This window comes from Fictibacillus phosphorivorans (assembly GCF_001629705.1).
Taxonomy (GTDB): domain Bacteria; phylum Bacillota; class Bacilli; order Bacillales; family Fictibacillaceae; genus Fictibacillus; species Fictibacillus phosphorivorans_A.
On sequence record NZ_CP015378.1, the window covers coordinates 1952081 to 1976742 of the forward strand.

At 38.0% G+C, this 24662-nt stretch carries 21 protein-coding genes and 3 riboswitches; of the genes, 12 read left to right on the plus strand and 9 right to left on the minus strand.

The features are described 5' to 3' along the window. Positions 1-11: 11 nt before the first annotated feature. Together ABE65_RS09915 and ABE65_RS09920 are read left to right on the plus strand one after the other, a co-directional pair. Positions 12-701, plus strand: coding sequence for a response regulator (locus ABE65_RS09915; protein ID WP_066394217.1), 690 nt, complete (start codon positions 12-14; stop codon positions 699-701). A gap of 115 nt (positions 702-816) precedes the next feature. Beyond that, complete coding sequence (locus ABE65_RS09920; protein WP_066394220.1) at positions 817-1533, plus strand: YebC/PmpR family DNA-binding transcriptional regulator; 717 nt, start codon at positions 817-819, stop codon at positions 1531-1533. 80 nt (positions 1534-1613) lie between these two features. Here ABE65_RS09920 and ABE65_RS09925 read toward each other — a convergent pair whose 3' ends face one another. Together ABE65_RS09925 and ABE65_RS09930 are read right to left on the minus strand one after the other, a co-directional pair. After that, positions 1614-2021, minus strand: a complete 408-nt coding sequence (locus ABE65_RS09925) for a disulfide oxidoreductase (RefSeq protein ID WP_082861374.1) — start codon at positions 2019-2021, stop codon at positions 1614-1616. 2 nt (positions 2022-2023) lie between these two features. Continuing rightward, complete coding sequence (locus tag ABE65_RS09930) at positions 2024-2740, minus strand: DsbA family protein (protein WP_066394222.1); 717 nt, start codon at positions 2738-2740, stop codon at positions 2024-2026. Positions 2741-2990: 250 nt separating this feature from the next. Between ABE65_RS09930 and ABE65_RS09935 the strand changes: the two genes are divergently transcribed. From ABE65_RS09935 to ABE65_RS09960, 6 genes are all read left to right on the plus strand, one after another. After that, positions 2991-4325 carry a processed acidic surface protein gene (locus ABE65_RS09935; protein WP_066394224.1) on the plus strand — a complete coding sequence of 445 codons (1335 nt, stop codon included), beginning with the start codon at positions 2991-2993 and terminating at the stop codon, positions 4323-4325. After that, positions 4325-4948 (plus strand): class D sortase, encoded by a 624-nt coding sequence (locus ABE65_RS09940; protein WP_066394236.1) that lies wholly within the window; start codon positions 4325-4327, stop codon positions 4946-4948. The genes ABE65_RS09935 and ABE65_RS09940 overlap by 1 nt, the downstream gene beginning before the upstream one ends. Positions 4949-5131: 183 nt before the next feature. Then, positions 5132-5848, plus strand: a complete 717-nt coding sequence (locus ABE65_RS09945; protein ID WP_066394239.1) for a GDSL-type esterase/lipase family protein — start codon at positions 5132-5134, stop codon at positions 5846-5848. Positions 5849-5935: 87 nt separating this feature from the next. After that, positions 5936-6114: riboswitch (Lysine riboswitch) on the plus strand. 84 nt (positions 6115-6198) lie between these two features. Beyond that, positions 6199-7620: an amino acid permease gene (locus tag ABE65_RS09950; protein WP_419471049.1), complete on the plus strand. Its 1422-nt coding sequence runs from the start codon at positions 6199-6201 to the stop codon at positions 7618-7620. A gap of 34 nt (positions 7621-7654) precedes the next feature. Then, a riboswitch (purine riboswitch) is annotated at positions 7655-7756 on the plus strand. Positions 7757-7884: 128 nt separating this feature from the next. After that, positions 7885-8475 carry a xanthine phosphoribosyltransferase gene (locus ABE65_RS09955; protein ID WP_066394248.1) on the plus strand — a complete coding sequence of 197 codons (591 nt, stop codon included), beginning with the start codon at positions 7885-7887 and terminating at the stop codon, positions 8473-8475. Further along, entirely contained in the window at positions 8472-9776 is a 1305-nt protein-coding gene (locus ABE65_RS09960; RefSeq protein ID WP_066394249.1) for a nucleobase:cation symporter-2 family protein, read from the plus strand. The genes ABE65_RS09955 and ABE65_RS09960 overlap by 4 nt, the downstream gene beginning before the upstream one ends. On the opposite strand, the gene ABE65_RS09965 is transcribed toward ABE65_RS09960, so the two are convergent. Continuing rightward, positions 9758-9991 carry a hypothetical protein gene (locus ABE65_RS09965; protein ID WP_066394251.1) on the minus strand — a complete coding sequence of 78 codons (234 nt, stop codon included), beginning with the start codon at positions 9989-9991 and terminating at the stop codon, positions 9758-9760. The genes ABE65_RS09960 and ABE65_RS09965 overlap by 19 nt on opposite strands. Before the next feature lie 203 nt (positions 9992-10194). Here ABE65_RS09965 and ABE65_RS09970 point away from each other — a divergent pair, with 203 nt between their 5' ends. The 3 genes from ABE65_RS09970 to ABE65_RS09980 all read left to right on the plus strand — a co-directional run bounded on the left by ABE65_RS09970 (position 10195) and on the right by ABE65_RS09980 (position 14398). Beyond that, on the plus strand, positions 10195-12192 hold the full coding sequence (locus tag ABE65_RS09970) for a bifunctional 2',3'-cyclic-nucleotide 2'-phosphodiesterase/3'-nucleotidase (RefSeq protein WP_269148787.1): 1998 nt from the start codon (positions 10195-10197) through the stop codon (positions 12190-12192). 166 nt (positions 12193-12358) lie between these two features. Further along, a complete protein-coding gene (locus ABE65_RS09975; RefSeq protein WP_066394257.1) occupies positions 12359-12784 on the plus strand; it encodes a VOC family protein in 426 nt (141 codons plus the stop codon). A gap of 228 nt (positions 12785-13012) precedes the next feature. Then, positions 13013-14398 carry an aldehyde dehydrogenase gene (locus ABE65_RS09980; RefSeq protein ID WP_066400001.1) on the plus strand — a complete coding sequence of 462 codons (1386 nt, stop codon included), beginning with the start codon at positions 13013-13015 and terminating at the stop codon, positions 14396-14398. A 191-nt stretch (positions 14399-14589) separates the two neighbouring features. Here the strand turns inward: ABE65_RS09980 and ABE65_RS09985 are convergent, their stop codons facing one another. Both ABE65_RS09985 and ABE65_RS09990 read right to left on the minus strand, forming a co-directional pair. Beyond that, positions 14590-15084, minus strand: a complete 495-nt coding sequence (locus tag ABE65_RS09985; RefSeq protein WP_231887877.1) for a fasciclin domain-containing protein — start codon at positions 15082-15084, stop codon at positions 14590-14592. Positions 15085-15522: 438 nt separating this feature from the next. After that, entirely contained in the window at positions 15523-16173 is a 651-nt protein-coding gene (locus tag ABE65_RS09990) for a hypothetical protein (protein WP_066394259.1), read from the minus strand. 163 nt (positions 16174-16336) lie between these two features. On the opposite strand from ABE65_RS09990, the gene ABE65_RS09995 reads away from it, so the two are divergent. Continuing rightward, positions 16337-17596 (plus strand): YeeE/YedE family protein, encoded by a 1260-nt coding sequence (locus tag ABE65_RS09995; RefSeq protein WP_066394262.1) that lies wholly within the window; start codon positions 16337-16339, stop codon positions 17594-17596. Between the two features lie 30 nt (positions 17597-17626). Here ABE65_RS09995 and ABE65_RS10000 read toward each other — a convergent pair whose 3' ends face one another. The 4 genes from ABE65_RS10000 to ABE65_RS10015 all read right to left on the minus strand — a co-directional run bounded on the left by ABE65_RS10000 (position 17627) and on the right by ABE65_RS10015 (position 24648). Beyond that, complete coding sequence (locus tag ABE65_RS10000; protein WP_066394264.1) at positions 17627-18445, minus strand: serine hydrolase; 819 nt, start codon at positions 18443-18445, stop codon at positions 17627-17629. An 88-nt stretch (positions 18446-18533) separates the two neighbouring features. Next, positions 18534-21986, minus strand: coding sequence for a methionine synthase (metH, locus tag ABE65_RS10005; RefSeq protein WP_066394266.1), 3453 nt, complete (start codon positions 21984-21986; stop codon positions 18534-18536). Beyond that, positions 21979-23829, minus strand: coding sequence for a bifunctional homocysteine S-methyltransferase/methylenetetrahydrofolate reductase (locus tag ABE65_RS10010; protein WP_066394269.1), 1851 nt, complete (start codon positions 23827-23829; stop codon positions 21979-21981). The genes metH and ABE65_RS10010 overlap by 8 nt, the downstream gene beginning before the upstream one ends. Positions 23830-23893: 64 nt before the next feature. Further along, positions 23894-24008: riboswitch (SAM riboswitch) on the minus strand. Position 24009: 1 nt separating this feature from the next. Continuing rightward, entirely contained in the window at positions 24010-24648 is a 639-nt protein-coding gene (locus ABE65_RS10015; RefSeq protein ID WP_066394272.1) for an NAD(P)-binding protein, read from the minus strand. Positions 24649-24662 lie beyond the last annotated feature (14 nt).

Genomic DNA, 24662 nt, shown 5'->3' on the forward strand with positions numbered 1-24662 from the left:
GGATATACATCATGAGTTCATGGGAAGTATTTATCGTTGAAGACGACATTCGCATTGCCGAGATTAACAAAAGATTCGTTGAAAAAGTAGAAGGCTTTTCGGTATGTGGAATCGCATTAAACGAGGAAGAGGCAAAAGAACAGATCTCTATATTAAGACCTGATTTAGTTATTTTAGATATCTTTTTTCCTGATATGAATGGACTTGATCTACTAAGATGGATTCGAAGTGAATTTCGAGGAATCGAAGTGATCATGGTAACTGCTGCAACAGAAGTCAACACGTTAAAATACGCTTTAGAAGATGGTATCTTTGATTATATTGTCAAGCCAGTCATCTTTCAGCGGTTTAAAGATACACTAATCCAATTTAACGAGCATAAATCATCCATTGTTCAATTATCAGCTGATAAAGAGATCAATCAAAACGTGATTGATTCCTTACTAAAACGTGAAAAAGTCGAGGTTGAACCGCTTTTCTTACCAAAAGGTATTGATCCAATCACGTTAGATAAAATATTATCTATTCTGATGAAGCACGAACAAGGATTTACTGCAGAAGATTTGGGGCATCGTACAGGAGTTAGTCGTACGACAGCAAGGCGATATTTAGAATATCTGGTTTCAGAACAAAAAGCCAAAGCCGATATTACATACGGAGGCGTTGGCAGACCAGAAAGAATCTACAAATACGGACTATAGGATTAAGCGACCTGTTTACCGGGTTGCTTTTGTTTTGACTCTTATACTACTAAATATTAGTTAAGTTGATGTATAATGTTCTACATAGATTTAAAGTTGAAAGAGAGTGAGCAATATGGGACGTAAATGGAACAATATTAAAGAAAAGAAGGCATCAAAAGACGCTAATACGAGCCGAATTTACGCTAAGTTCGGTCGCGAAATCTATGTGGCGGCAAAACAGGGTGAACCTGATCCGGAATCCAATCAATCGTTAAAAGTCGTGTTAGAGCGAGCAAAAACATATAGTGTACCTAAAAACATCATCGACCGCGCCATCGAAAAAGCAAAAGGCGGTTCTGATGAAAATTATGACGAACTACGTTATGAAGGCTTTGGTCCGAATGGATCGATGATTATTGTCGATACATTAACGAATAATGTGAATCGAACAGTTGCAGAAGTCCGGTCTGCTTTTAATAAAAATAATGGAAACATGGGTGTTTCTGGTGCTGTATCATACATGTTTGATGCAACTGCTGTTATTGGTCTCGAAGGAAAATCCGCTGAAGATGTTTTGGAATTGCTGATGGAAGCCGATTTAGATGTCCGAGATGTTATTGAAGAGGATGAATCCATTATCGTATACGCTGAACCTGATCAGTTTCATGCTGTACAAGAAGTATTTAAAAATACGGGTATCACAGATTTTACAGTTGCAGAACTTACGATGCTTGCACAAAACGATGTGGAATTGACAGAAGAATCACAGGTTCAGTTTGAGAAATTAATCGATGCCTTAGAAGATTTAGAAGACGTGCAGCAAGTGTATCATAACGTTGATTTGAACTAATTTCATAAAACTTAATGAGCCGGTCGTTTTTAAGGACCGGCTCATTTTTAATTGTAAGACCAAAAGAAAAAGCAACCGAATTAATTCGGTTGCTTTCTCATCCATACCATACAAATGGTGATAATTGTAAATCCAACTAAAGCTAATAGCGGGATGGTGATGAATCCGAGCCAGTTAATATACTGACCAGAACAAGGGACACCTGATGTACACATTTCAAAAGCTTTAAGTGCTGGGATTTTTTGCAGAGCAAAATGATAGCTTGAAACAATCATGCCCAAGATGGAAAGAGGCAGGGCATAGCGTGTAATTTTTCGGTCTTGATGATAGAAGGCTACACCGAGCAAAAGAACTAACGGATACATTAAAATCCTTTGGTACCAGCAGAAATTACATGGCACAAACTTCATGACTTCACTAAAAAAAAGACTTCCTATCATAGAGACGATCGATGTAATCCAAGCAAACAATAAAGGTTTATTACCCACCTTTATTTACTCTCCTTCGCAGCGTCATCAACCATCTTTACTAGATCCTCAATGGATGTACCTTCAAATTTTTTACCGTTAACAAACAATGTCGGCGTACCCGTGACGCCAAGGTCACTAACAAGTCCTTCGTCAGTTTTTACTGCGTTTTCATTTGCTTTGCTTTCCCAATCTGCTGTTACTTTCTTAACATTTTCTTCAGATGTAACTTCTCCAAGTGTCTCTGATAAGAATTTTTCAGTGAAAATGTCTTGTTTCTCTAAACTTTGATCCTCAGGCTGCTTTTCATATAAAAGTTTATGAAACTTCCAAAACGTTTCATTTCCTAATTCGTTATAAACGCTTTCTCCGAAAATAGCAGATCGTTTTGAATCCACATTAATAAATGGATAGTTTAAGAAATAGAATTTAACTTTGCCTGTTTGAATTAATTCTTTGTCAATAAGCGGAAAGAATGACTCATTAAAACTCTTACAAACTGGGCACTTGTAATCCCCAAATTCAATAATGTTAACAGTTGCATCTTTCTCACCTAGGTAAGGTTGTTTCTCATAGGAAATGTCAGCTGTAGATGTGTCATTATCAAGAGCACCGCTGAACAGAAAGATGATCAACCCTAGAGTCAAAATACCAATCGTCCAAAACAACCAAACAGGAGACGAGTTGTTCTTTTTCTTTGAGCTGTTTACATAAGCCTTATTCTTTTTTTGTTTAACCATTTTTCACCTCGTAGAATTTTTACTAAATAAAAAGAAGTTACTTTTATCGTAAACAAAGTTGAAGGTATTTACAATGAAGAAATATTGAACATTATATATTAGGTGGAATAACTAACGATAATAAGCAATTGATATTAAAAAATAGATAACATTTATTTTCTCTATTAAATAAAAAACTGGTATGCAAAAGGAGATTTTGGCAGTATAATTTTCTAGAAATTATATTAAACAAGTTTTCTGGGGGTCAGGGATGAAAAAGGTTGTAACTTTCTTATTGGCTATCACAATTAGCCTCGGCATTTTGCCATTGTCAGCGTTCGCGATTAATGCAAACGACAAAGAGTATAAAGCGTTCTTACAAGAGATTGGGTGGAATTCCAAGGATTTTGTTGCTTATTTAAACAGCAAAGATTGGACACTAAGAGATTTTGAATCGGTAGATGAACTTGGTACGCCTCTATCAGAAAGAGGTGTTCAATCTGTGTTAAAAGAGTTTGATATTAGCCGCGATAGACTTAATGAACTTCTTGTGGAATATGGAAATATTGAAGAAGGACAAGACGTTCTTGATGGAACCTACATTATTTTTGAAGAGGAATTGTTCGACGAAGTTGATTTTATGATCGGCACACCTATAGACGATAAAAACCTTCAAAAATTATTGAGTGATTATAATTTAGAATCCATTGAAGAACTGGATGCTTTATTAAACGAAAACGATGATTCACGTGAAAACTATGAATATATCGAACACCTAGAATGGTCGGTTGATTATTATATAAATGGAGACGACTGGGAAGGGACTCTTATTAATGATGAAAACCTTCAACAGCTATTAAAAGATTACAACCTAGCTTCTCTTGCAGAACTGGATGCTTTATTAAAAGAAAATGATGATTCACGTGAAAACTACGAATACATTGAAGATCTTGAAGGAGTCGTTGATTATTATATTAATGGCGATGACTATTTAGGTGATGATATCGAGGATCTATTTACAGAGATTGATTTAACAGAAACAGAAATAGAAAATCTTTTGACTCATATGGAGACTCTGAATTGGGAAGATCCAGTTTTCCTTGATCAGATGATGACTCTTGCTGAAAGAATGATGGCGTTTGAAGATTTTGAAACAGCAGACGAACTTACTTCCGAACAAGTTGCTGAACTTCTTTCCATCTTTTCTGAGATGAAACAACTATTACAACTTGAGACAAAGTATTATCTAGTTGTTGATGGACAAAAACAACCTGTTTCCATGGAGACATTAATGAAGATGGAAACGACAAATGGAAATGATCTTATCATGGAAATATATAATCTGAATGGAAAACTATTAGCAGATATACGCATTACAGCTGAAATGTTTGGATCTCAACTGATCCAAGAAACAGGAAAAGATATTAAAAAAGTTGAAAAGATTGTTTCTGAAGCACCGAAAAAATCGAGCCCACCTGTAAAAACAGTGAAAGGCGGAGAACTTCCTAAAACCGCTACAAACTCTTTAGAGAACTCCTTAATTGGATTAGTTGTGTTAGCGGCAGGTGTATACTTATTTAGAAGATTTCGCGTTAAAAGAATCTAATGAAAACAAAAGTTAACTCTCGAAAGATAATTTTTATCTTTTCTTTTGTTTTTATTTTACTCGGATTTTGGTTCAGTACAAAAAATGCTTACACATTTGTTAAAGGGTATATGCTCTTTCAAACTGGTCAGACAAAGATTGTAAAGAGTACGGAAAAATCCTCAAAACAGCATAAACATAACTTAAATCAAGAACTCCTTTATTCTATAAGACCGGAAAAAGGCGAGAATATCGGAAACTTGCTCATACCAAAACTAAATGCTACACTACCTATTTTTCATGGAACGGATGAAGAGGAGTTAGAAAGAGGTGTAGGTCATTTTGAGAAAAGTGTCTTACCAGGAGAACAGGATAATTCGGTTCTTTCTGGACATAGAGATACTGTTTTCCGCAAGTTAGGTGAAGTAGGCAAAGGTGACAAGTTGATCGTAGAAACGTCAGCAGGTACCTTTACCTATAAAATTAGACATGTACGTATCGTTGATAAAGATGACAGGACAGTCATCGTACCTAAACCGAGAGCAACTTTAACTATATCCACATGTTATCCTTTTGATTTTATAGGTGCATCACCCGAGCGCTATATTCTTGTTGCAGATTTGATATCACAAAGGTTAACATAATCCACTTAAGACAACATGATTTATTCCTGTTGTCTTTTTTTTGACCCATTTTCAATACTGATAAATATCTTTTGTTTAAAAGCTTACCAAAACAGGTATGAATACCAATAATGCAAGCGGGTCTAAAGAAATTCCCCCTGATACATACTTAGAATAAACAACTAGAAAGCCGGTGGAGAAAACATGAAGAAAATCACAATGGTTACCTCAATCTGTATCATCGTTTTGATAGGGGTTGCTTTTGGCGTGTACTCGCTAAACTCTAAAGAAATGGAAGTAACAGCACTTGGTGATTCTCTCGCCTATGGATTAGGCGATACAAAAGATAATGGATATATAGGAGATGTTGAAAAACGGTACGAAGAAGATTTAGAAAAACAGCTTGTGATTCATGACTTTGGAGTTCCCAATGATACAAGCACAGACTTGCGTAAGCGGTTGAAAAATCCAGAGATAGCTAAAACAGCTAAAAGCTCTGATGTCATTTTTATCAATATTGGAACGAATGATTTTCTTAAAAGCACTGATCATCTAACAAAATTCAACAGTGAAGAACTAGCAGCGAACGAGGAAATCTATAAGGAGAACTTGAACCAGATCATACAACAGTTACAAAATAAAGAAAATCCGAAGACCATCTATATATTGGGGATTTATAACCCCAAAGCTGAATGGAGTGATATGGCTGTTGTTAATGAGACCGTATCCAATTGGAATCAATCTACGATTGAAGTTACAAAGAAAAATAAAAATACGGCTTATATACGTACAGATGACCTCTTCATCGACAAGAACAAACGTGATTATTTCTCTGACAAACTTCATCCTAACGAAAAAGGATACGCATTACTCGGAAAAAGAGTATACGAGACCATCAGGCAAAGTTCGGATTATAAATAATGAATAAACATTGACGCAACAAGAACAATCTGTTAATCTACAAAACGTTACACTAAATGAATTAAATAAAAGTCCTCACATTAATCTCTGTGAGGTAGAGGTCGCATGAATTATGAGTAGAACTGTTAGAGGCAAGTGGTGCTTTTGACAACAGTTTAAAAGGAATTAATGCCGAAATGGGTTGATATCCACGTAACAACCCATTGGGGCTGCATTGAACAAGTGCAGAACTGTCGCAGAACTTTCTGCGTTGAGCTATGAGAGATTTTTGGAGGATGCTGATTATATTCACGTATGGGCGTTTCCATACGTGTTTTTTTATTGGCTTTATATCAACAGGAGGTACTTACATCATGAGAAATAATAATTGGAGCGTGTGGCTGCTAACGGCATTTGTCGTTGGAAACATGGTAGGGTCGGGAATTTTTATGTTACCGAACACATTAGCTCAAACAGCTAGTCCGCTTGGTGTCACAGCTGCATGGGCAGTTACCGGGTTTGGCGTATTAATGATCGCGTTAGTCTTTGGCTCGCTATCTATAAGAAAACCAGAATTAACTGCAGGACCTCAGAGCTACGCAAGAGCTTTATTCTCCAATCCAAAAGCCGGAAATGTAGCAGGATTCAGCATGGTTTGGGGATATTGGGTCGCGAATTGGATCAGCAATGTCGCAATCATCACAAGTTTTGCAGGATATTTGTCAACGTTTTTCCCTATGATGCGAAGTCAAAAGGTTATCGGAACGGTACTTAACCAAGACATTCAGTTAGGAAAGCTAATTACATTTGTCGTGTGTACGGCACTTCTATGGTTTACTCATTTTATTTTAATCAAGAGCATGAACGGAGCAGGTAAACTTAACTTTGTGGCAACGGCTTCAAAAGTAATCGGATTTATGTTGTTTATAGTCGCTGCACTTTTCGCTGTTGAGTCAACCATCTTTGCTGATGCTTACTTCCCAATTATAGACAATGAAGGGACCTCTCATGGTCTTGGAAGTCAGATTAATATGGCGGCCATTGCAACGTTATGGGCTTTTGTTGGGATCGAATCAGCTGTTGTCTTATCGGGGAGAGCTTCTTCGCAACGAGATGTTAAAAAAGCTACGATCATAGGTCTTTTGATTGCACTTAGCATCTACATGATTACGACATTACTAACGATGAACGTTTTGCCTCGAGAAGTTCTCATGAGTTCAGACAAACCATTCGTTGATGTATTATCCGTACTAATCGGAAATACGGGAGCTTCCTTAATGGGATTGTTAGCTGTTATCTCTTTGTTCGGTTCAACAATCGGATGGATTCTGTTAAGTTCGGAAGTTCCTTATCAAGCAGCTAAATCAGGCGTATTTCCCGCTATCTTCGCAAAAGTGAATAAGAATGGAAGCCCGGTGAACGCATTAGCAGTAACCAACATCATGTCTCAAATTTTTATCTTTTCTACGATATCAGGTACGATCGGTGAAGCTTACACGTTCTTAACCACTTCGGCAACGCTAGCATATTTAATTCCGTATTTGATTTCAGCGATTTACTTTTTAAAGCTTGTCTACAGTGGAGAAACCTATAACGAAATTAAAGGTTCTCGCATAAAAGATGGAGCGATTGCATTATTGGCTTTCATCTACTCAAGTTGGGTTATTATTTCCGGAACATCGGATGTGAAGACCTTCGCTTTAGGAATCGGGTTATTTTTCCTAGGGTTTATGGTATATCCTATCTTTTATAAATATACGTCTAAGAACAGTAAAAATAGTAAAGTGGCTTAAAGAGGTTTTCTTTTTAAAGCCTTTAACGTATAATGTGAGTTAACTTCATACAGCTCGTATAATCGCAGGGATATGGCCTGCAAGTTTCTACCAAACCCCCGTTAAGGGTTTGACTACGAGTGACGCAAACTTTCCATGCATCTTTCTATAGATGTATTGGGCTATTTATGTGTTCCGATTATTTAACCGGAGAATTGCTTCACTCGTTCAGAGAGAAGTCGTTCTCCGGTTTTTGGTGTGTAAATCAAACAATGGGGTGGAAAAATGAATTTTTTAGAAAAGAAAATTTGTGATGAAGGAATTGTATTGTCACCGTCCGTTTTAAAAGTAGACTCGTTTTTAAACCATCAGATCGACCCAGAACTCATGCTGCAAATAGGTACTGAATTTGCCGATCGTTTTAAGAATGAAGGAATTACGAAAATTGTAACGATCGAATCTTCAGGTATAGCACCTGCTGTTTTCGCGGGATTGAAACTTTCCGTACCTATCGTCTTTGCGCGAAAAAAGAAATCGTTAACTTTAACAGATGGATTATTAACATCGAGCGTTTATTCATTTACCAAACAAGAACAAAACGAAATTTCTGTTGCAAAGAAATTCATTCAACCCGGTGATAGGGTGTTAATCATCGATGATTTCCTTGCACATGGTGAAGCTGCACTCGGTCTAGCTGAACTTGTAGATCAAGCACATGCTACCATTGCTGGATTTGGTATCGTGATTGAAAAATCGTTTCAAGTTGGTCGTCAAAAGCTTGAGGATCAGGGGTATCGCGTTGAATCAATCGCAAGAATAAAAGAAATGGATACGAAGGGGATAACGTTCATTCTATCTGAGGTGATGTCATCATGAAGAAGGGTAAAGTGTTTTCTCTTGGGATCCAGCACGTTCTTGCTATGTATGCAGGAGCAGTGATCGTACCTTTGATCGTAGGAAGTGCATTGAAATTATCTCCGGAACAGTTAGCTTATTTAGTAGCGATCGATCTTTTAACATGTGGCCTAGCAACACTAATCCAAGTTTGGCAGAATCGCTTTTTCGGAGTAGGTCTTCCCGTTGTTCTTGGATGTACTTTTACAGCAGTAGGACCGATGATTGCCATAGGTGGACAATATGGAATGAGTGCCATTTACGGTTCCATCATTGCAGCAGGTCTATTCGTAGTTATTTTTGCTGGAGCGTTTGGAAAAATTCTTAAGCTTTTCCCACCAATCGTGACGGGAACTGTTGTAACAATAATAGGAATTACTTTAATACCCGTTGCAATTAAAGACATGGCAGGCGGAGCGGGAAGCGAGAACTTTGGTTCAGCACAAAACTTATTGCTTTCTTTTGGTGTGTTAGCATTCATCTTACTTTTATATCGATTTTCTAAAGGTTTCATTCGTTCTGTCTCTATCTTGATCGGCCTCATAGCGGGAACTATCGTTTCTGTATTCCTTGGTTTGGTTGACTTCACACCGGTTATGAAAGCATCATGGGTTCACATGCCAACGCCTTTTTATTTTGGAGTTCCTACCTTTGAACTTGGTGCGATCATCACCATGATATTAGTTGCTATCGTTAGTTTGATTGAGTCAACAGGTGTATTTATGGCTTTAGGAAAGATATGCGATAGAGACTTAACACCGAGAGACTTAACAAAAGGGTATCGAGGAGAAGGTCTTGCCATCATCTTAGGTGGAATCTTTAATGCATTTCCTTATACGACTTATTCACAAAACGTAGGCCTTGTTCAATTATCGGGAGTAAAAGCAAAACAGGTGATCTATGTTGCAGGGGGGATGTTGATTTTCCTTGGCTTAATTCCTAAAGTTGCTGCACTTACGACTTTAATCCCAACAGCTGTAATGGGAGGAGCAATGGTTGCCATGTTTGGAATGGTGTTTGCTTCAGGTATCAAAATGCTAAGTGAAGTGAACCTCGCTAAACAAGAAAATCTTCTGATCATTGCTTGTTCAGTAGGAATGGGGTTAGGGGTAACCGTAGAACCTGAACTGTTCAGCAGACTTCCGGAAAGTATTCAAATACTTACTGAAAACGGAATTGTAGCTGGAAGTTTGATGGCTGTTCTACTGAATTTATTATTTAACACAAAGTCTAAAAAAGTGATTGTTTCTCACGTTCAACAAAATCAGAAGCAAGCTGTATAAATGAAAGAGCGGCTATGATCCTCATTGTAACCAGTGGATGATAGCCGCTTCTTATGTTTGATGCTGTTAAGTTTTTCCCTTTTCGATTTTGTTGTCTTTGTTGTCATCCAATTATAGATCTCTTGATGAGCAAATGCGCTTCGATCATGAGTAGGATTTCGTTTACCTTCACGAACTATTCTTTCTCTCATTTTCTTTGCTTTTGATTTTGCCATTTTCTTCATTCCTTTCAATTCGTTTAATGGAATTTAATGGGTACTACATAACTACTATACTATATGTATACGATGAAAAGATACATGTTGTGTAAGAAAGCACAGAATCTTGAAAAAACAAGCTAGTATTATCAGAAAAGGAAGACTATAATCTTCCTTGGGACCAAAAAGTCTCAATCATATGAAACAAAGGGGTTATTGTTGTGAATAAAAATGTTAAGAAAGTCGCTTCACTTACTCTAGCTATCAGTCTTTTAAGTTCACCTCTAGCAGGCCAAGCCATCGCTAAAACACCAGCAAAACACAAAAGTAAAGTTAACCTCAGAATCATGGAAACAACAGACATTCATACAAACCTATTAAACTTTGATTATTACAAAAATGCAACATCTGAAAACGTTGGTCTAGCAAAGACTGCTACACTTGTTAAAACGGCTCGAGAAGACTTAAAGTACAGTCAAAACAGTGTGCTAGTTGATAATGGAGACCTGATTCAAGGTACGCCACTTGGTACATACAAAGCAAAGATCTCCCCGCTAAAAGATGGTGAAGTTCATCCAGCCATCGCAGCTATGAATCTCATGGATTATGATATGGCAACACTAGGAAATCATGAGTTCAACTATGGTCTTGATTTTCTAGCAGAAACGTACGATGATGCTAATTTTCCTTTTGTAAACGCTAACGTATATGTAGATGATAAAGATAACAATCCAAAAAATGACGTTAACAAATATACACCTTACAAAATTGTAAAGAAATTCGTTAGAGATGAATATGGCAGACCGAAGCTTTTGAAGATCGGATACATTGGTTTCGTACCACCACAGATCAACGAATGGGATAAATCTCATCTTGATGGAAAAGTAATTACAAAGAATATCATTGAAAGCGCAGAAAAGTTCATCCCGCAAATGAAGAAAAAAGGTGCAGACATCATTATCGCACAAGCTCACTCTGGCTTTAATGGAAGTGAAACGAATACAGAAGATGTTATTTATTCACTTAGCAAAGTAAAAGGAATTAGTGCTATTACATTCTCGCACACACATAAAATTTTCCCAGCAGCTGATGAGAAATCACTAGATGCCTTGTTTAAAGACGCAAAAGGTAATGTTCTTCCTGGCGTTGATAATGCAAAAGGTACAATAAACGGTGTACCCGCAGTACAAGCTGGATATGGTGGAGGCTCACTTGGTCTGATCGATTTAACCCTTCAACAAGATCGTGGAAGATGGAAAATAGTTTCCTCACAATCTTCTGTAAGAAGTGCAGCTGCCGTTAAACCAGATGAAAAAGTGGTTAACACGGTTAAAAATGCTCATGAAGCTACGATTAAGTACGTGAACACACCAATCGGCTCAACAACTGATGATATTCATAGCTTCTTTGCGCTTGTTCAAGATGATCCATCTGTACAAGTTGTAACGAACGCTCAAAAATGGTATGTAGAAAAATACATCTCATTAAACAAGCCAGAATATAAAGATCTTCCTATACTCTCAGTTGGAGCTCCATTTAAAGCAGGAAGAAATGGTGTAACTGAATTTACCGAGATTCAAAAAGGACCACTTACGATTCGCAGTGCAGGTGACCTTTATCTTTATGACAATACGTTAAAAGCGCTAAAAGTAAAAGGTTCTGTTGTTAAAGAATGGTTAGAAATGTCCGCTGGGAAATTCAAGACCATAGATCCTACCAAAACAGAAGCACAAGAACTCTTAGATGCAGGTTTCCCTGTTTATAACTTTGACGTAATTGACGGTGTTAATTATCAAGTCGATGTTACGAAAGCTCCTAAGTATGATAAAAACGGAGCAGTGATCAATGCTGACAGCAATCGAATTGTAAATCTAACATATGATGGAAAAGCTATCGACCCTAACCAAGATTTTATTGTAGTAACGAACAACTATAGAGCGGGTGGAGGCGGAAACTTCCCTGGAGTAAAAGGTAGCGAATATGTAGTTGATTCAGCTGATGAAAACCGACAAATTTTGATGGATTACATCACGGAGATGAAGGAGATCACGCCTACAGCTGACAACAACTGGTCCATCGCTCCCATCAGCGGAAATGCTAACGTAACGTTCCTATCTTCGCCGAACGGTCAAAAATATACGAGTGAGACAGGTAAGATACAATATACGAATAAAACAGATGCAAATGGATTCGGAATTTATAGTATTGATCTAAAATAATGACGATAAAAGAGAGCCTTAGTGGTTCTCTTTTTTTATTTCATAAGAAGGTGTAATTCATCTTTAGTAGAAATATAAAAATGGTAGCAAGAAGGAAAAAGATTTGGTAAAATAAAAACGAACAAATGTTCTTGTGTCGAAAAAATGAGACGATGAGGTGCTAAAAATGATTGTAGCAGTGAATCCTTATGTAGTAACTGATGGTAAAGGTAAAGAAGCAGTGCAGTTTTATGTTGATGCATTGAATGCAGAACTTATTTCACTTCAAACATTCGGAGATATGCCAGAGGATCCCAATCATCCACTTCCTGAAGAAGCGAAAGACCGTGTCATGAATGCTCAATTTAAAGTAGGCGATACCGTTATGATGCTTTCCGATAATTTTCCTGGAATGCCTTATACAGTCGGAAATCAAGTTACCATCGCCATTCATATCGATTCTGTAGAATCATCAAAACAAGTTTTTGAGAAACTTTCTAAAGAGGGAAAAGTAACAATGCCTCTACAAGAAACATTCTGGAGCCCATCGTATGGCCAAGTAAAAGATAAATATGGTGTAGAATGGCAAGTTTCTGCCGTTCAGCAAGACTAAAATTACTTATTAAGCAGACCCTTTCTTTTACATGGAGAGGGTCTTTTTTGTTTAGTTCTCTTTTTAAAAGGTTATTTTAGTAATGTATCATAATAACGAATGAGAAAAGTCAAAATCATTGACTACCTATCATAAACATATTATAGTGATTTCACTAATACATGTTCATAAGTTTAAACACTTAAATTTATGTTGTAGGAGGCGTAAAGCTTGAATCAGCCAAACACGATGAAAGAAAGCACAAAGGAATCAATCGATAAACTTGTACAAGCTCAGAGAACCTACTTTCGAAGCGGTGTAACTCGATCATATGAATTCCGTATGAAGGCTTTGAACAACCTTTCAAAGCTTGTTCGAAACAACGAAGCGAAAATTCTTCATGCATTAAAGACAGATTTAAATAAATCAGAAGCAGAAGCTTACACAACGGAGATTGGCTTTTTATTAGAAGAAATTCGTCATACTCAAAAACATCTAAAAAAATGGATGGAACCTAAAAAAGTAAAAACAGCAAAAACCCATATCGGATCAAAAGGTTATACCATCGCTGAACCTTATGGCGTCACATTAATAATCGCGCCATGGAACTATCCGTTTCAACTGCAACTAGCTCCGTTAATCGGTGCGATCGCAGCGGGAAATACGGCCATTTTAAAACCATCTGAACTTACGCCACAAACGTCAAAACTATTGAATGAACTTATCAAAGAATACTATCATCCTGATTTTATCGCAGTCGTAGAAGGCGGGGTTGAAACCAATCAAATCTTACTCGATCAACCATTAGATTATATATTCTTCACAGGAAGCGTTCCTGTAGGTAAAATCGTGATGGAAGCGGCAAGTAAGAGACTTATTCCTCTTACATTAGAACTAGGTGGCAAGAGTCCTTGTATTGTAGATGAAACAGCAGACCTTAAACTTGCTGCGAAGCGAATAGCTTTCGGAAAATTTACGAACGTTGGTCAAACGTGTATAGCACCAGATTATATCTATTTACACAAAAACATACGTCAACCATTCATTGATACATTTAAAGAAGTCATAAAAGAATTTTACGGCGAAAACCCACTTCAGAATGAAGAATTCGGTAAGATCGTAAATGATCGTCATTTTAATCGTTTAAAAAGTTACTTATCAGAAGGCGAGATACTTTTAGGTGGTCGATACGACGAAACCAGTGAAAAGATCGAACCAACTTTAATAGTTCCATCTGATACTTCTTCACCTGTAATGAGTGATGAAATCTTTGGACCCATCTTTCCAGTCATGGAATATGAAAGCATTGATGAAGTAATCGATTTTGTTGTTGAACGCCCAAAACCGCTTGCACTATACCTGTTTACAATTAACAAAGAGGTAGAAGAAAAAGTGGTGAATAACATCTCGTTTGGTGGTGGATCGATCAACGACACATTGATGCACATCGCCACGCCATATCTGCCTTTTGGCGGGGTAGGAGAGAGCGGGATTGGAAGTTATCACGGTGAGTCCAGTTTCGTTGCGTTTTCTCATAACAAAAGTGTGCTCAACCAAACGAACAAATTCGACTTTAGTTTTCGATACCCGAACGCTAAACATGGTTTGAAAATCATTAAAAAGTTAATGAAATAGATTTTTTTTAGACGCTGTCAATTAAGATAGCGTCTTTTTGTTGCGAAAAGTGCCAAAAACTCGACATGGGAACAAATGTTCTATTAGTGGGGGGGAAAAGTGAACTTGCTAAAAAAGTTGTATTTAGCCTAAAAAAAAGAGTAGTTTTCCATAAGAAAAATACTCTGACTTTAAAGGCCGCTGAGGCACCTTTATGGTAATAAAACTGTATCGATTACGTGAATTACACCATTGGATGTCTCGATATCCGGAGTAACCACAGTGGCATTGTTTATTTTAACGGGATTAAGTGAAATTGTTACTTCTTTACCAGCTAACGTTTTTACCTTCATTCCATTTTTGAGATCACTTGACAATACTTTTCCTGGAACGACATGGTAAAGCAGAATGTTTTTTAAATCTTCTCTGTTTAATAACTCTTCTGCTGTGATGTTTAAATCCTTTAGCAGTTTTCCAAACGCTTGATCTGTTGGTGCAAATACAGTATAAGGTCCAGCACCTTTGAGTGTCTCAACAAGTCCGGCTTTTTGTAGTGCGGCAACAAGTACTTTAAAATCTCCTGCGTCTGTTGCTGTTTGAACAATATCCTTTTTACTTCCTGAATTCTCAGAAGCGAAAACATTGCTCGAGAGTGGAAGGGTAAGCATGAAAATCAATAAGAACCAACTCATTATTTTCTTTTTCAAATTAATATCCTCCTTAATTTTAACATCGGTACTCCAAAGAACTTACAATTTTAATTTATAAATTGAAAGCACAAGGGTATTATTTATCTACCAATCGTTTTTATACAAGAAAGGTATCTTTTACAATATTTCCATAAACGTTGGATGAACAGTTTCCGAGTAGGGTTTATATTTGTACCACATAGACACTTAATCGCAGATAAACTAATTCTAATGAATGAAAGAAGAAGAAACAGATGAAGTAAGGTAAGTAAGCACATTAAAATTCATTCTTTATTAGTTTACATAATATCTATTCTCGGCACCTATGTGAAGCATAATGGAATAAGTCTCAAAACCAAAGATTACTTAAGATAGTGAGACAGAATGAAAAATTTAGGATTTTATGTAATTGCCACATCTTAAATTAGACGCAGCAAAAATTTTAAAATTCTTATATTATCTTTTTCTATACTGAGAATTTCTGTGACCATTGAACAAACTGGATTTTTTACATGGTTGAATACTCGACTCTATAAAACAGCTCGTGGTTGATTCATCTCTAAACTCTTCAATCGTTGGTGTTGGTGAAATAAATAATGACGCTGTATTGATAGTAATCGTACCTGCAGATATTAATGGTGTTATAGATCTTAGTACAATTGATACTGACTCACCCGGAAATAATCGGGCATTTAATGCTAATTCTAAGTTTGTATTTGCTGAAAAACCTGCCACTGACGCTGCAGGGAAAAATTGAGTAGCTGTTGAGTCTGCAATGACCCTCCCTGTGCTTGTTACAAGTTCAAATAACAATGTATTTGCTACACCTGTTGTTGTCGTTACTGTAGAACTAACAATATAAGCAATATCATAAATTCCACCCGTTGTTGTTTGTAGTCCCGATGATACACCGTTTCTTAAGAATTCAATACCTGTAGTTGTTACTGCGTCATCAAGAGTTATAAGTACTGGAAATGTTGTTGTCGTCGTTGTTAGGGCTTGAAATGATGATTCTTTTACTGCTATCCCAGATCCTAAACCCGCTCTCTGTAAATCATCATCGCACGAAAAGCAATTGCTATGAAATTTATTTCTTCTTTTACCCATTTTAAAGTCTCCCTTCATCCCTATTCCTATTATTTGATGTAAGTTCTTATCATCTGGACATGGACAATAGTGGAATAAAACAAAATTACTTTTCATATGATTGAATTCGTAGTATAATGCTTTAAATCCGACATAACTCATAGGATTTGGAGGTTTTATAGTTATGGAACAAACAGAAACTTATACTTCTTCAAATAAACAACGAGCATTTCAGCCTACAACAGTCGTAACAAAATTACAGCCTATGCAAAAAACGTACGTATTTTTAGGCGTTCTTGCTGCCTTCATTCTGCTTTTATTTACAGTTAACGTTGCAAATTGGACACAAGGCAGTCTTTTCCTTATTGGGCTAGCACTTGGCGGGGCTCTACTTTATGCACGATTTGGATTCACTTCAGCATTTCGTCGACTGGTTTCAGTCGGAAACGTTCAAGGACTTCAGGCTCATATGGTGATGTTAGCCGTTGCATCCGTATTATTTGCAATTATTTTTAGTACTGGTTTTACCTTTACAGGTAGTGAACCGACAGGAAATGTATCACCCGTTGGAGTTAGTATCTTAGTTGGTGCTTTTCTGTTCGGAATCGGGATGCAGTTCGGAAACGGATGCGCATCAGGAACCCTTTATTCTTTAGGCGGTGGATCATCATCAATGATTCTAACCCTAATCTCATTTATTGCAGGGTCTGTATTGGGAGCTTATCACTTCACATTTTGGATGGGTTTACCCTCTCTTCCACCACTCTCATTAAATCAGATTCCTGGATTCGGTTATTTTGGAGCTTTAGTGATTCAGTTAGGATTATTTGCACTCATTTATTGGATTACTGTAAAAATAGCTAAAAAGAAACAACCACCTATGATGAAGCCACTTCCGACTACAGTTGGTTGGAAAAAGGTTTTTCGTGGATCTTGGCCATTGTTCACAGCTGCAATTGTGCTCGCTCTATTAAACGCATTAACATTAGCTGTAAAAGGTAGTCCATGGGGTATCACATCAGCATTTGCATTATGGGGCGGTAAAGCTATGATGGCAACAGGTGTTGACGTATCAACTTGGGGTTATTTTGACGGAAAGAATGGCGAAGCTCTTACAAAAAGTGTTCTCACTGATCCAACGAGTGTGATGAACTTCGGTATAATTCTTGGTGCGTTTATCTCAGCTTCTTTCCAAGGTACGTTCAAACCAGGAAAGATTAAACCTGGTATTGCCGGTGCATCTATAATTGGTGGATTAATGATGGGATATGGTGCTCGCTTAGCTTTCGGCTGCAACATTGGTGCGTACTTTAGCGGGATTGCATCATTTAGTCTGCATGGCTGGGTATGGGCAGTTATGGCTATGCTAGGAACGTATTTAGCTCTTTTCATTCGACCAATGTTCGGATTAAAGAATCCAAAACCTACAGATTCAATTTGCTAACATAAAAAAGCTAATGGATGATCAAATCCATTAGCTTTTTTTATTTTTGGATGTATTGAATAATAAATGTCCGATTTGTCCCATAATCACTCTAGGTTCATTTCGGTCTGGAACATTCTTACTTAGTACAGAGATCGCATATGTATGACCCGGAAAATAGAATAACCCTACATTATGCTCCACCCCGGAAACATAACCTGTTTTGTGAGCTGCTTCCCAATTCGGAATCATTCCGATAGGACCCTCGCTAGCAGGAAGGTAACGTGGAAGTAAATCATTCATTTTTTGCTGTTTAAGAATATTGATCATCATTTCACATGCTTTTATGGATACAACTCTACCTGTTGCAATAAGGATTAAAAACGCATTAATTTCATGAGGTGTAATTACATTGAATTCACCAGGTATTCTATCCGGTGAAATTTGTAGCTTATGATGTAGGTGGCTTGTTTTAAATCCCCATTCTTTCATGTAAGCATGTACATTTTCTTTTCCTACTAAATCAATTAAAACATTTGTAGCCGTATTATCACTTTCAATGATCATCAGAACAAGTAAATCATGAATTGTCCATTCCATTCCTGCAGACAAATGCTTCAAAACACCGTCCCCCGGTACAAAGTCTTCATCTTGTATATATACCTTATCTTTCAAACGGTATTTCCCCTCAAATGCATGTGCAAAAACAGCTGCCATAATAGGAACCTTTATTATACTAGCAGCATAGAATGATTCATTTTCGTGGTAAGTAAAATTCTCTTTTGTATTAAAATCGAATAAAGAACAACCATATACCCCTTTTCCAGAAGCTAATAAATCGGATAATGAGCGTTCCATTTGTTTTATCATACGCACTTCCCCCACCTGCTTCATCAGTTATAAATGCTACATATAGAACCCAAGTTAAGCAAATGAAACTAAAATCAGGTGCTTTATTCTAGCTTAACACATTAAAATACCGTGCTTCTGGATGAGCAAAAACAATTGCAGATACAGATGCTTCTGGCTCCATCATGCAGCCATCTGTTAATTGAATACCAATATCTTCAGGCTGAATCAGTTTGAATAGTTTTTGCTGATCTTCAAGTTCTGGACAGGCTGGATACCCAAAGGAGAACCGTTGCCCTTGGTACCTTGCAGAAAAGCGTTCTCTCATGGTAAAGTCTACTGAATCCGGAAAGCCCCATCGATCTCGCATCTGTTGGTGAACAAGTTCAGCAAAGCCTTCTGCTGTTTCTAAAGCTAATGCCTGGAGAGCGTGGCTTTCTAGAAAACGGCCTTCTTTTTTTAGTTCTGCAGCTAGCTCCCGAATCCCGGTTCCAGCTGTTACAGAAAAGAAACCGACGTAATCCATTTCCCTGCTGTCTTTTGATCGTAAGTAATCCGCTATACAAAGATAGGGCTCTTTGTTTTGTCTAGGAAAATCAAATGTTTCGATAACCGTTTGTTGATCGATAGGGTCATAAATGAGTACACTGTCACCGTCACTTTGCGCTGGAAAGAATTGATATAGTGCTGAAGGAGTGATTAAATTCTTATTCTTAGCTTCTGCCAAAAGTCCCTCTACAACTGCTTTGATTTGAAGGGTTTTCTCATCTTTCTCTTGAAGCAGTCGAGAAATTTTCCCTTTAATCCCTAGATGATGCCCTAAAAGCATTTGTAAATTGATGTAAGGCTGTATATGGGACAATGAGTAATTTCTTAAAATGTGCCTTTTTGTATCTTTTGGAACGAAAATTGGAGCGGTCTGAGATACTTTTGACCGGACCCTTACAGCTGTTGCAGCTGACGAAAGGCCCTCATAGCTCCCTGCATCACTCACTACACTTTTTTTCCTTTCGTGAAACTCATCAGCCAGTTTATCATAATCTTCTGGCGTTTGAATTTGGTTAGCAAGTGAAAGTCCTTCCATTGCATCTTTCGCATAAAGAACCATTCCTTCGTATTCCTTAGATATCTTTGTATCGGTAAATTTCCTTGATAAGGCTGCACCACCGACTAATATAGGCGTAGAGATGTTCGCTTCACGCATGTCATTTGCAGTTAAAACCATCTGCTGAGCGGATTTAACAAGCAACCCGGAGAGACCGATAATGTTAGGTTGTTCTTTTCTAATCGCTTCAATCAATTCTTGAGACGTTACTTTAATGCCTAAATCGACTACTTTAAAACCATTGTTGCTTAATATGATGTCTACAAGGTTTTTACCGATATCATGCACGTCACCTTTAACGGTTGCGAGCAAAACTTTTCCTTTTGATGCAGACTCATCACTCGTTTCCATGAATGGCTCCAAAAAGGCAACAGAGGCTTTCATCACCTCTGCACTTTGAAGGACTTCTGCAACAATTAATTGGTTTTCATTAAAAAGTCGGCCGACTTCTTTCATGCCATCCATCAATGGTCCATTAATGATAGCTAGCGGTGTAGCGTACTGTTCTAAAGCTATTTCTAAATCAGGAATGAGACCCTCTTTTGTTCCTTCTAAGATGTAATAGTGAAGCCGCTCTTCTAATGTCATATCTGGCAGTCTTGATTTGACTTCTTTTTTCTTTCCTCTATAAAAGTCTGTAAAAATAGATAAAGCTTCTTCTGTTGTACGAAATAGTAGGTTTTCTGCCATTTCAATCTCTTCTGGTGCAATGGAGGCAAAACGTTCTAGCTTTTCTGTATTTACGATGGCATAATCGAGTCCCGCTTGTGTGCAATGATATAGGTATACCGCATTTAATACTTCACGGCCTACAGGAGGTAAACCAAAAGATACATTACTAACCCCTAGAATGGTTAAGCACTTTGGAAAATGTTTCTTTATTAAGCGTATTCCTTCAACCGTTGCATTGGCGGATCTGATATACTGTTCATCACCCGTTCCAACAGGAAAAACGAGTGGGTCGAATATGATGTCTGAAGGTGAAACGTTATAGTTATTCACTAAAAGGTCATACGATTTCTTAGCGATTTCCAGTTTTCGTTTTGCAGACACACCCATACCTGTTTCATCAATCGTTCCGACAACAACTGCCGCTCCATATTTATGAAGAAGCGGGATCACCTTTTCAAACCGTTCTTCACCGTCTTCTAAATTAATAGAATTGATGATGGCTTTACCTTGTGAATATTTTAAAGCGAGCTCGATAACATCCTCATCCGTAGAGTCGATGACAAAGGGAATCTTCACCTTCTTCACCGCTTCTTTCATAAACGCTTCCATGTCTCTTAATTCATCACGGTCAGGGTCAGCTAAACAAACGTCGAGTACATGAGCACCGCCTTTTACTTGAGCCCTTGCAATCTCAGCCGCTTCTTCAAATTTCCGTTCAGCGATCAACCGTTTGAATTTTCGTGATCCGATAACATTTGTTCTTTCTCCTACCATGATCGGTCTTAACGTCGGATCATCATATATAAAAGGTTCGATTCCAGAGACCATATGAATTTCGTTAATTTGCAAGTGACGTGGCGTATAGTTCTTCATAACTTTTGATAGTGATTCAATATGAGCAGGTGTCGTTCCACAGCAGCCACCCACGATATTCAGCCATCCTTTTTCTGCAAATCCGGAAAGCTTAGCGGCTAGAGATTCTGGTGTTTCATGATAATTTCCTTCTTCATCTGGAAGTCCTGCGTTCGGATAACAGCTCACTGCTGTTGTAGACAGGTTTGACAGAGAACGGATATGATCCTGCATGAATTCAGGACCTGTCGCACAGTTTAATCCTACTGCGATCGGGTTCATATGCTTCAACGAAATATAGAAGGCCTCAATCGACTGACCCGCAAGTGTGGTTCCCATCGGCTCAATCGTTCCAGAAACCATGAGCGGGATTCTATTTCCCGTTTGTTCAATAGCTTGCTCGATCCCTAAAAAGCCAGCTTTTACATTAAGCATATCTTGGCTTGTCTCTAAGAGGAGAAAATCTGCACCTCCGTCAATCAATCCTCGTGCTTGTTCAGCATAAGCTTCTCTTAACAGATCAAACGTCGTTCCTCCCGTAACACTGAGTGTTTTTGTGGTCGGTCCGAGTGAGCCCGCAACAAAACGTGGCCACTGTTCTGTTGAGACAACATCAGCGGCTTTTCTTGCAATTTCTGCTCCAAGCTTATTGATCTCATAAGCTCTATGTCCGAGTGTGTATTCATCCAGTACAAGATTTGTACCGCCGAATGTATTCGTTTCAATGATATCGGCGCCCGCCTCAAGATATTTATAATGAATAGATTCAATAACATGGGGTGCTGTTACATTTAAATACTCATTACAACCGTCATACGCCTCACCGCCAAAATCATCTGGTGTGAGTTCAGCTTCTTGAAGCATCGTTCCCATCGCACCATCCATGATTAAGATCTTTGATTCTAGCTGCTTTTCTATTGATGACTTAGGCATTCTGTGACCTCCTGGCTAAAAGTGATGGAGAGTTAGCTCGTGCATATTGTGCTAATTCCACGGTTAGTTCGTAACGCATAAATGGCGTGATCAAGTAGATGCCGTTAAAGAGTTCCATAGCTGTGTCTAATAATGACTTGGCAATCAATAAGCCTTCTTTGCATGCCTGTGTTGGATCATCTTTACACTTGCCCATGCGATCACGGACAGAATCAGACAGTTTGATGCCTGGAACTTCATGATGAAGAAACTCAGCATTTCGGGAAGAAGTTAACGGCATAATCCCAATATAGATCGGTTTATCGATATGTCTTGTTGCTTCATACGTTTCAATAAGTCTTTGCTCTGAAAAAACAGGCTGACTGATGAAGTAATCTGCGCCATAAGCGATTTTTTTCTCTAACCGTTCAACGGCTTTATCAATGGACCGGATGTTAGGGTTAAATGCCGCTCCTACTGTAAAGGATGTTTTTTCTCCAAGCTCTTTACCTGATAGTGATAACCCTTCATTAAACTGCTTAATGAGCTTGATCAGTTCGAAAGACGTGACATCATAAACAGACGATGCACCTGGGAAATCTCCGACGCTTGCGGGATCTCCAGTCACAGCTAGTACTTCATGTATTCCATGCGTGTGAAGTCCCATCAAGTGAGACTGAAGGCCGATTAAGTTTCTGTCACGGCACGTAATATGAACGAGCGGGCGAAGGTTAAGTTGGGACTGCACAATCGACCCTAATGCAGAGTTGCAAACACGTGGTGAAGCGAGTGAATTATCAGCGAGGGTAAGTGCATCGATTCCCGCTTCTTTTAACGCCTTGGCTCCTTCCATAAAACGCGATGTATCTAATTTACGTGGTGGATCTAATTCAACAATAATAGATTGCTTCTTCTTTACTTCTTCACTTAGTGGTACGTATTTAGGTTTTGATGCTGTCTGGATGACAATCTTTTGCTTTCTTTGTTTCACTATTTTTTCAGTTATAGCCTTTAAGTTTTTAAGTTCACTAGAAAAAGCATGAATATGAGCAGGAGTCGTACCACAACATCCGCCTAATAGCCGAACACCTTGCTGCCTAAACAAATGGGCACATTCTTTAAAATAATCCGCGTCCCCTTCATACTTAAAACGTCCATCTGCATATGATGGCAGTGACGCATTAGGAAAGGCTGATAAATAGGCACGTTTAGGTATAGGCACTTCATCTAGTGTCATCAGCATGTGATACGGTCCGAGTCGGCAGTTCAATCCCACGACATCTGCGCCAATGTTCTCTAAACGAATCAAAGCATCTGAGATTGGTGTACGGTCCTGCATAAAACCGACTTCCTGCAATGACACTTGAGCAATGATCGGAAGAGATGTTTCTTTTCTAGCAATCTCTAAAACTGTTTCTAGTTCTTCCAGGTCATAATACGTTTCAAGTTGTATGCCATCTACATTCTCCATCAACAAACAATACAGCTGCTCACGAAAACTGCGCTTGATTTCATCCAGAGAAATGCTATTTGGTTTAATGCCGCGTATTCCACCGATCGTACCTACAACATATTCGTTATGAGCGGCTTTTCTAGCAATATGAACAGCGGCTTTATTGATCTCTTTCACATGATCTTGAAGTCCGTAACGTTCAAGCTTCGAATAGTTTGCTGCATACGTATTCGTTTGAATAATATCAGCACCTGCATCTAAATAAGCCCTGTGGATGTTATAAATCTGTTCTTCTTGAGAAAGATTTAACTCTTCATAACAAAAGTCAGATCCATACGAATACAGAAGCGTTCCCATCGCACCATCACCGATTAGGATCTTGTTTTGTTCTAAGTCTGTGATTAAACTCATGATAGCCTCCTCTATAAAAATAAAAAGCCTTCTATAAAAGAAGACTTTTTTAAGCGTCGGGGTCTTCTTATCTTTACAAGTTCAACATTTGAACTCGCAGGAATTAGCACCTTTTCAGCTTGTAGCTGCTGGTTGCTGAGGTTTCATAGGGCCGCTCCCTCTACCTCTCTTGATAAGGATTTATTCATTTATTGGTTCATTTACTAATTTGGGTTCTAGTATCTTTAATAATTCCTGTTTATACGAGCGTTGTTTTTCTACGTCATATAAAAACGACTGATCTGTTAGCTTTGTTAATAAGTCTTTTCGATATTTTTCCGGAAATTCCTTCTTAAAGATGGATCTGCATTGGAATAAAAAATCTAAATACGTTTCATAGTCTTCACTGTATTTTTGCTGAAGCTCTTTTTTTATAGATTTAGATAGACTTGGACTAGCTCCAGAGGTAGAAACTGATAAAATGAGTTTCCCTCTCTTTACGACACTAGGAACAATAAAGTTACCTAGGTCTGGTTGGTCAACAACATTCACAAGCTGTTTCGGACTGGTTTGTTCTGCAATCCAAGAATTAATCTCTTTACTATTGGTTGCAGCAATGATTAGAAACGCTTCTTCCAAATCTGCACGTTTTACTTCTCTTTCGATCCAAGTCAGCTTTTTTTCTGTATGCCATTGCTGAATCTCCTTAACAACGACTGGACTGATTACAGTAATTTTTGCTTCTTCATTTAATAAATCTTTAATTTTTCGATAGGCTACCAAACCACCCCCTGCTACAACGACCGTTTTACCAGACAAGTTTACATGTATGGGATACATAGCATTCCTCTCTT

What these genes read in the sequence shown, in the direction of transcription:
- ABE65_RS09915 (WP_066394217.1), top strand. Translation starts at nt 12, where the DNA reads ATGAGTTCATGGGAAGTATTTATCGTTGAAGACGACATTCGCATTGCC.
- ABE65_RS09920 (WP_066394220.1), top strand. Translation starts at nt 817, where the DNA reads ATGGGACGTAAATGGAACAATATTAAAGAAAAGAAGGCATCAAAAGAC.
- ABE65_RS09930 (WP_066394222.1), bottom strand. Translation starts at nt 2,740, where the DNA reads ATGGTTAAACAAAAAAAGAATAAGGCTTATGTAAACAGCTCAAAGAAA.
- ABE65_RS09935 (WP_066394224.1), top strand. Translation starts at nt 2,991, where the DNA reads ATGAAAAAGGTTGTAACTTTCTTATTGGCTATCACAATTAGCCTCGGC.
- ABE65_RS09940 (WP_066394236.1), top strand. Translation starts at nt 4,325, where the DNA reads ATGAAAACAAAAGTTAACTCTCGAAAGATAATTTTTATCTTTTCTTTT.
- ABE65_RS09945 (WP_066394239.1), top strand. Translation starts at nt 5,132, where the DNA reads ATGAAGAAAATCACAATGGTTACCTCAATCTGTATCATCGTTTTGATA.
- ABE65_RS09955 (WP_066394248.1), top strand. Translation starts at nt 7,885, where the DNA reads ATGAATTTTTTAGAAAAGAAAATTTGTGATGAAGGAATTGTATTGTCA.
- ABE65_RS09960 (WP_066394249.1), top strand. Translation starts at nt 8,472, where the DNA reads ATGAAGAAGGGTAAAGTGTTTTCTCTTGGGATCCAGCACGTTCTTGCT.
- ABE65_RS09965 (WP_066394251.1), bottom strand. Translation starts at nt 9,991, where the DNA reads ATGGCAAAATCAAAAGCAAAGAAAATGAGAGAAAGAATAGTTCGTGAA.
- ABE65_RS09975 (WP_066394257.1), top strand. Translation starts at nt 12,359, where the DNA reads ATGATTGTAGCAGTGAATCCTTATGTAGTAACTGATGGTAAAGGTAAA.
- ABE65_RS09980 (WP_066400001.1), top strand. Translation starts at nt 13,013, where the DNA reads ATGAAAGAAAGCACAAAGGAATCAATCGATAAACTTGTACAAGCTCAG.
- ABE65_RS09990 (WP_066394259.1), bottom strand. Translation starts at nt 16,173, where the DNA reads ATGGGTAAAAGAAGAAATAAATTTCATAGCAATTGCTTTTCGTGCGAT.
- ABE65_RS09995 (WP_066394262.1), top strand. Translation starts at nt 16,337, where the DNA reads ATGGAACAAACAGAAACTTATACTTCTTCAAATAAACAACGAGCATTT.
- ABE65_RS10000 (WP_066394264.1), bottom strand. Translation starts at nt 18,445, where the DNA reads ATGATAAAACAAATGGAACGCTCATTATCCGATTTATTAGCTTCTGGA.
- metH (WP_066394266.1), bottom strand. Translation starts at nt 21,986, where the DNA reads ATGCCTAAGTCATCAATAGAAAAGCAGCTAGAATCAAAGATCTTAATC.
- ABE65_RS10010 (WP_066394269.1), bottom strand. Translation starts at nt 23,829, where the DNA reads ATGAGTTTAATCACAGACTTAGAACAAAACAAGATCCTAATCGGTGAT.
- ABE65_RS10015 (WP_066394272.1), bottom strand. Translation starts at nt 24,648, where the DNA reads ATGTATCCCATACATGTAAACTTGTCTGGTAAAACGGTCGTTGTAGCA.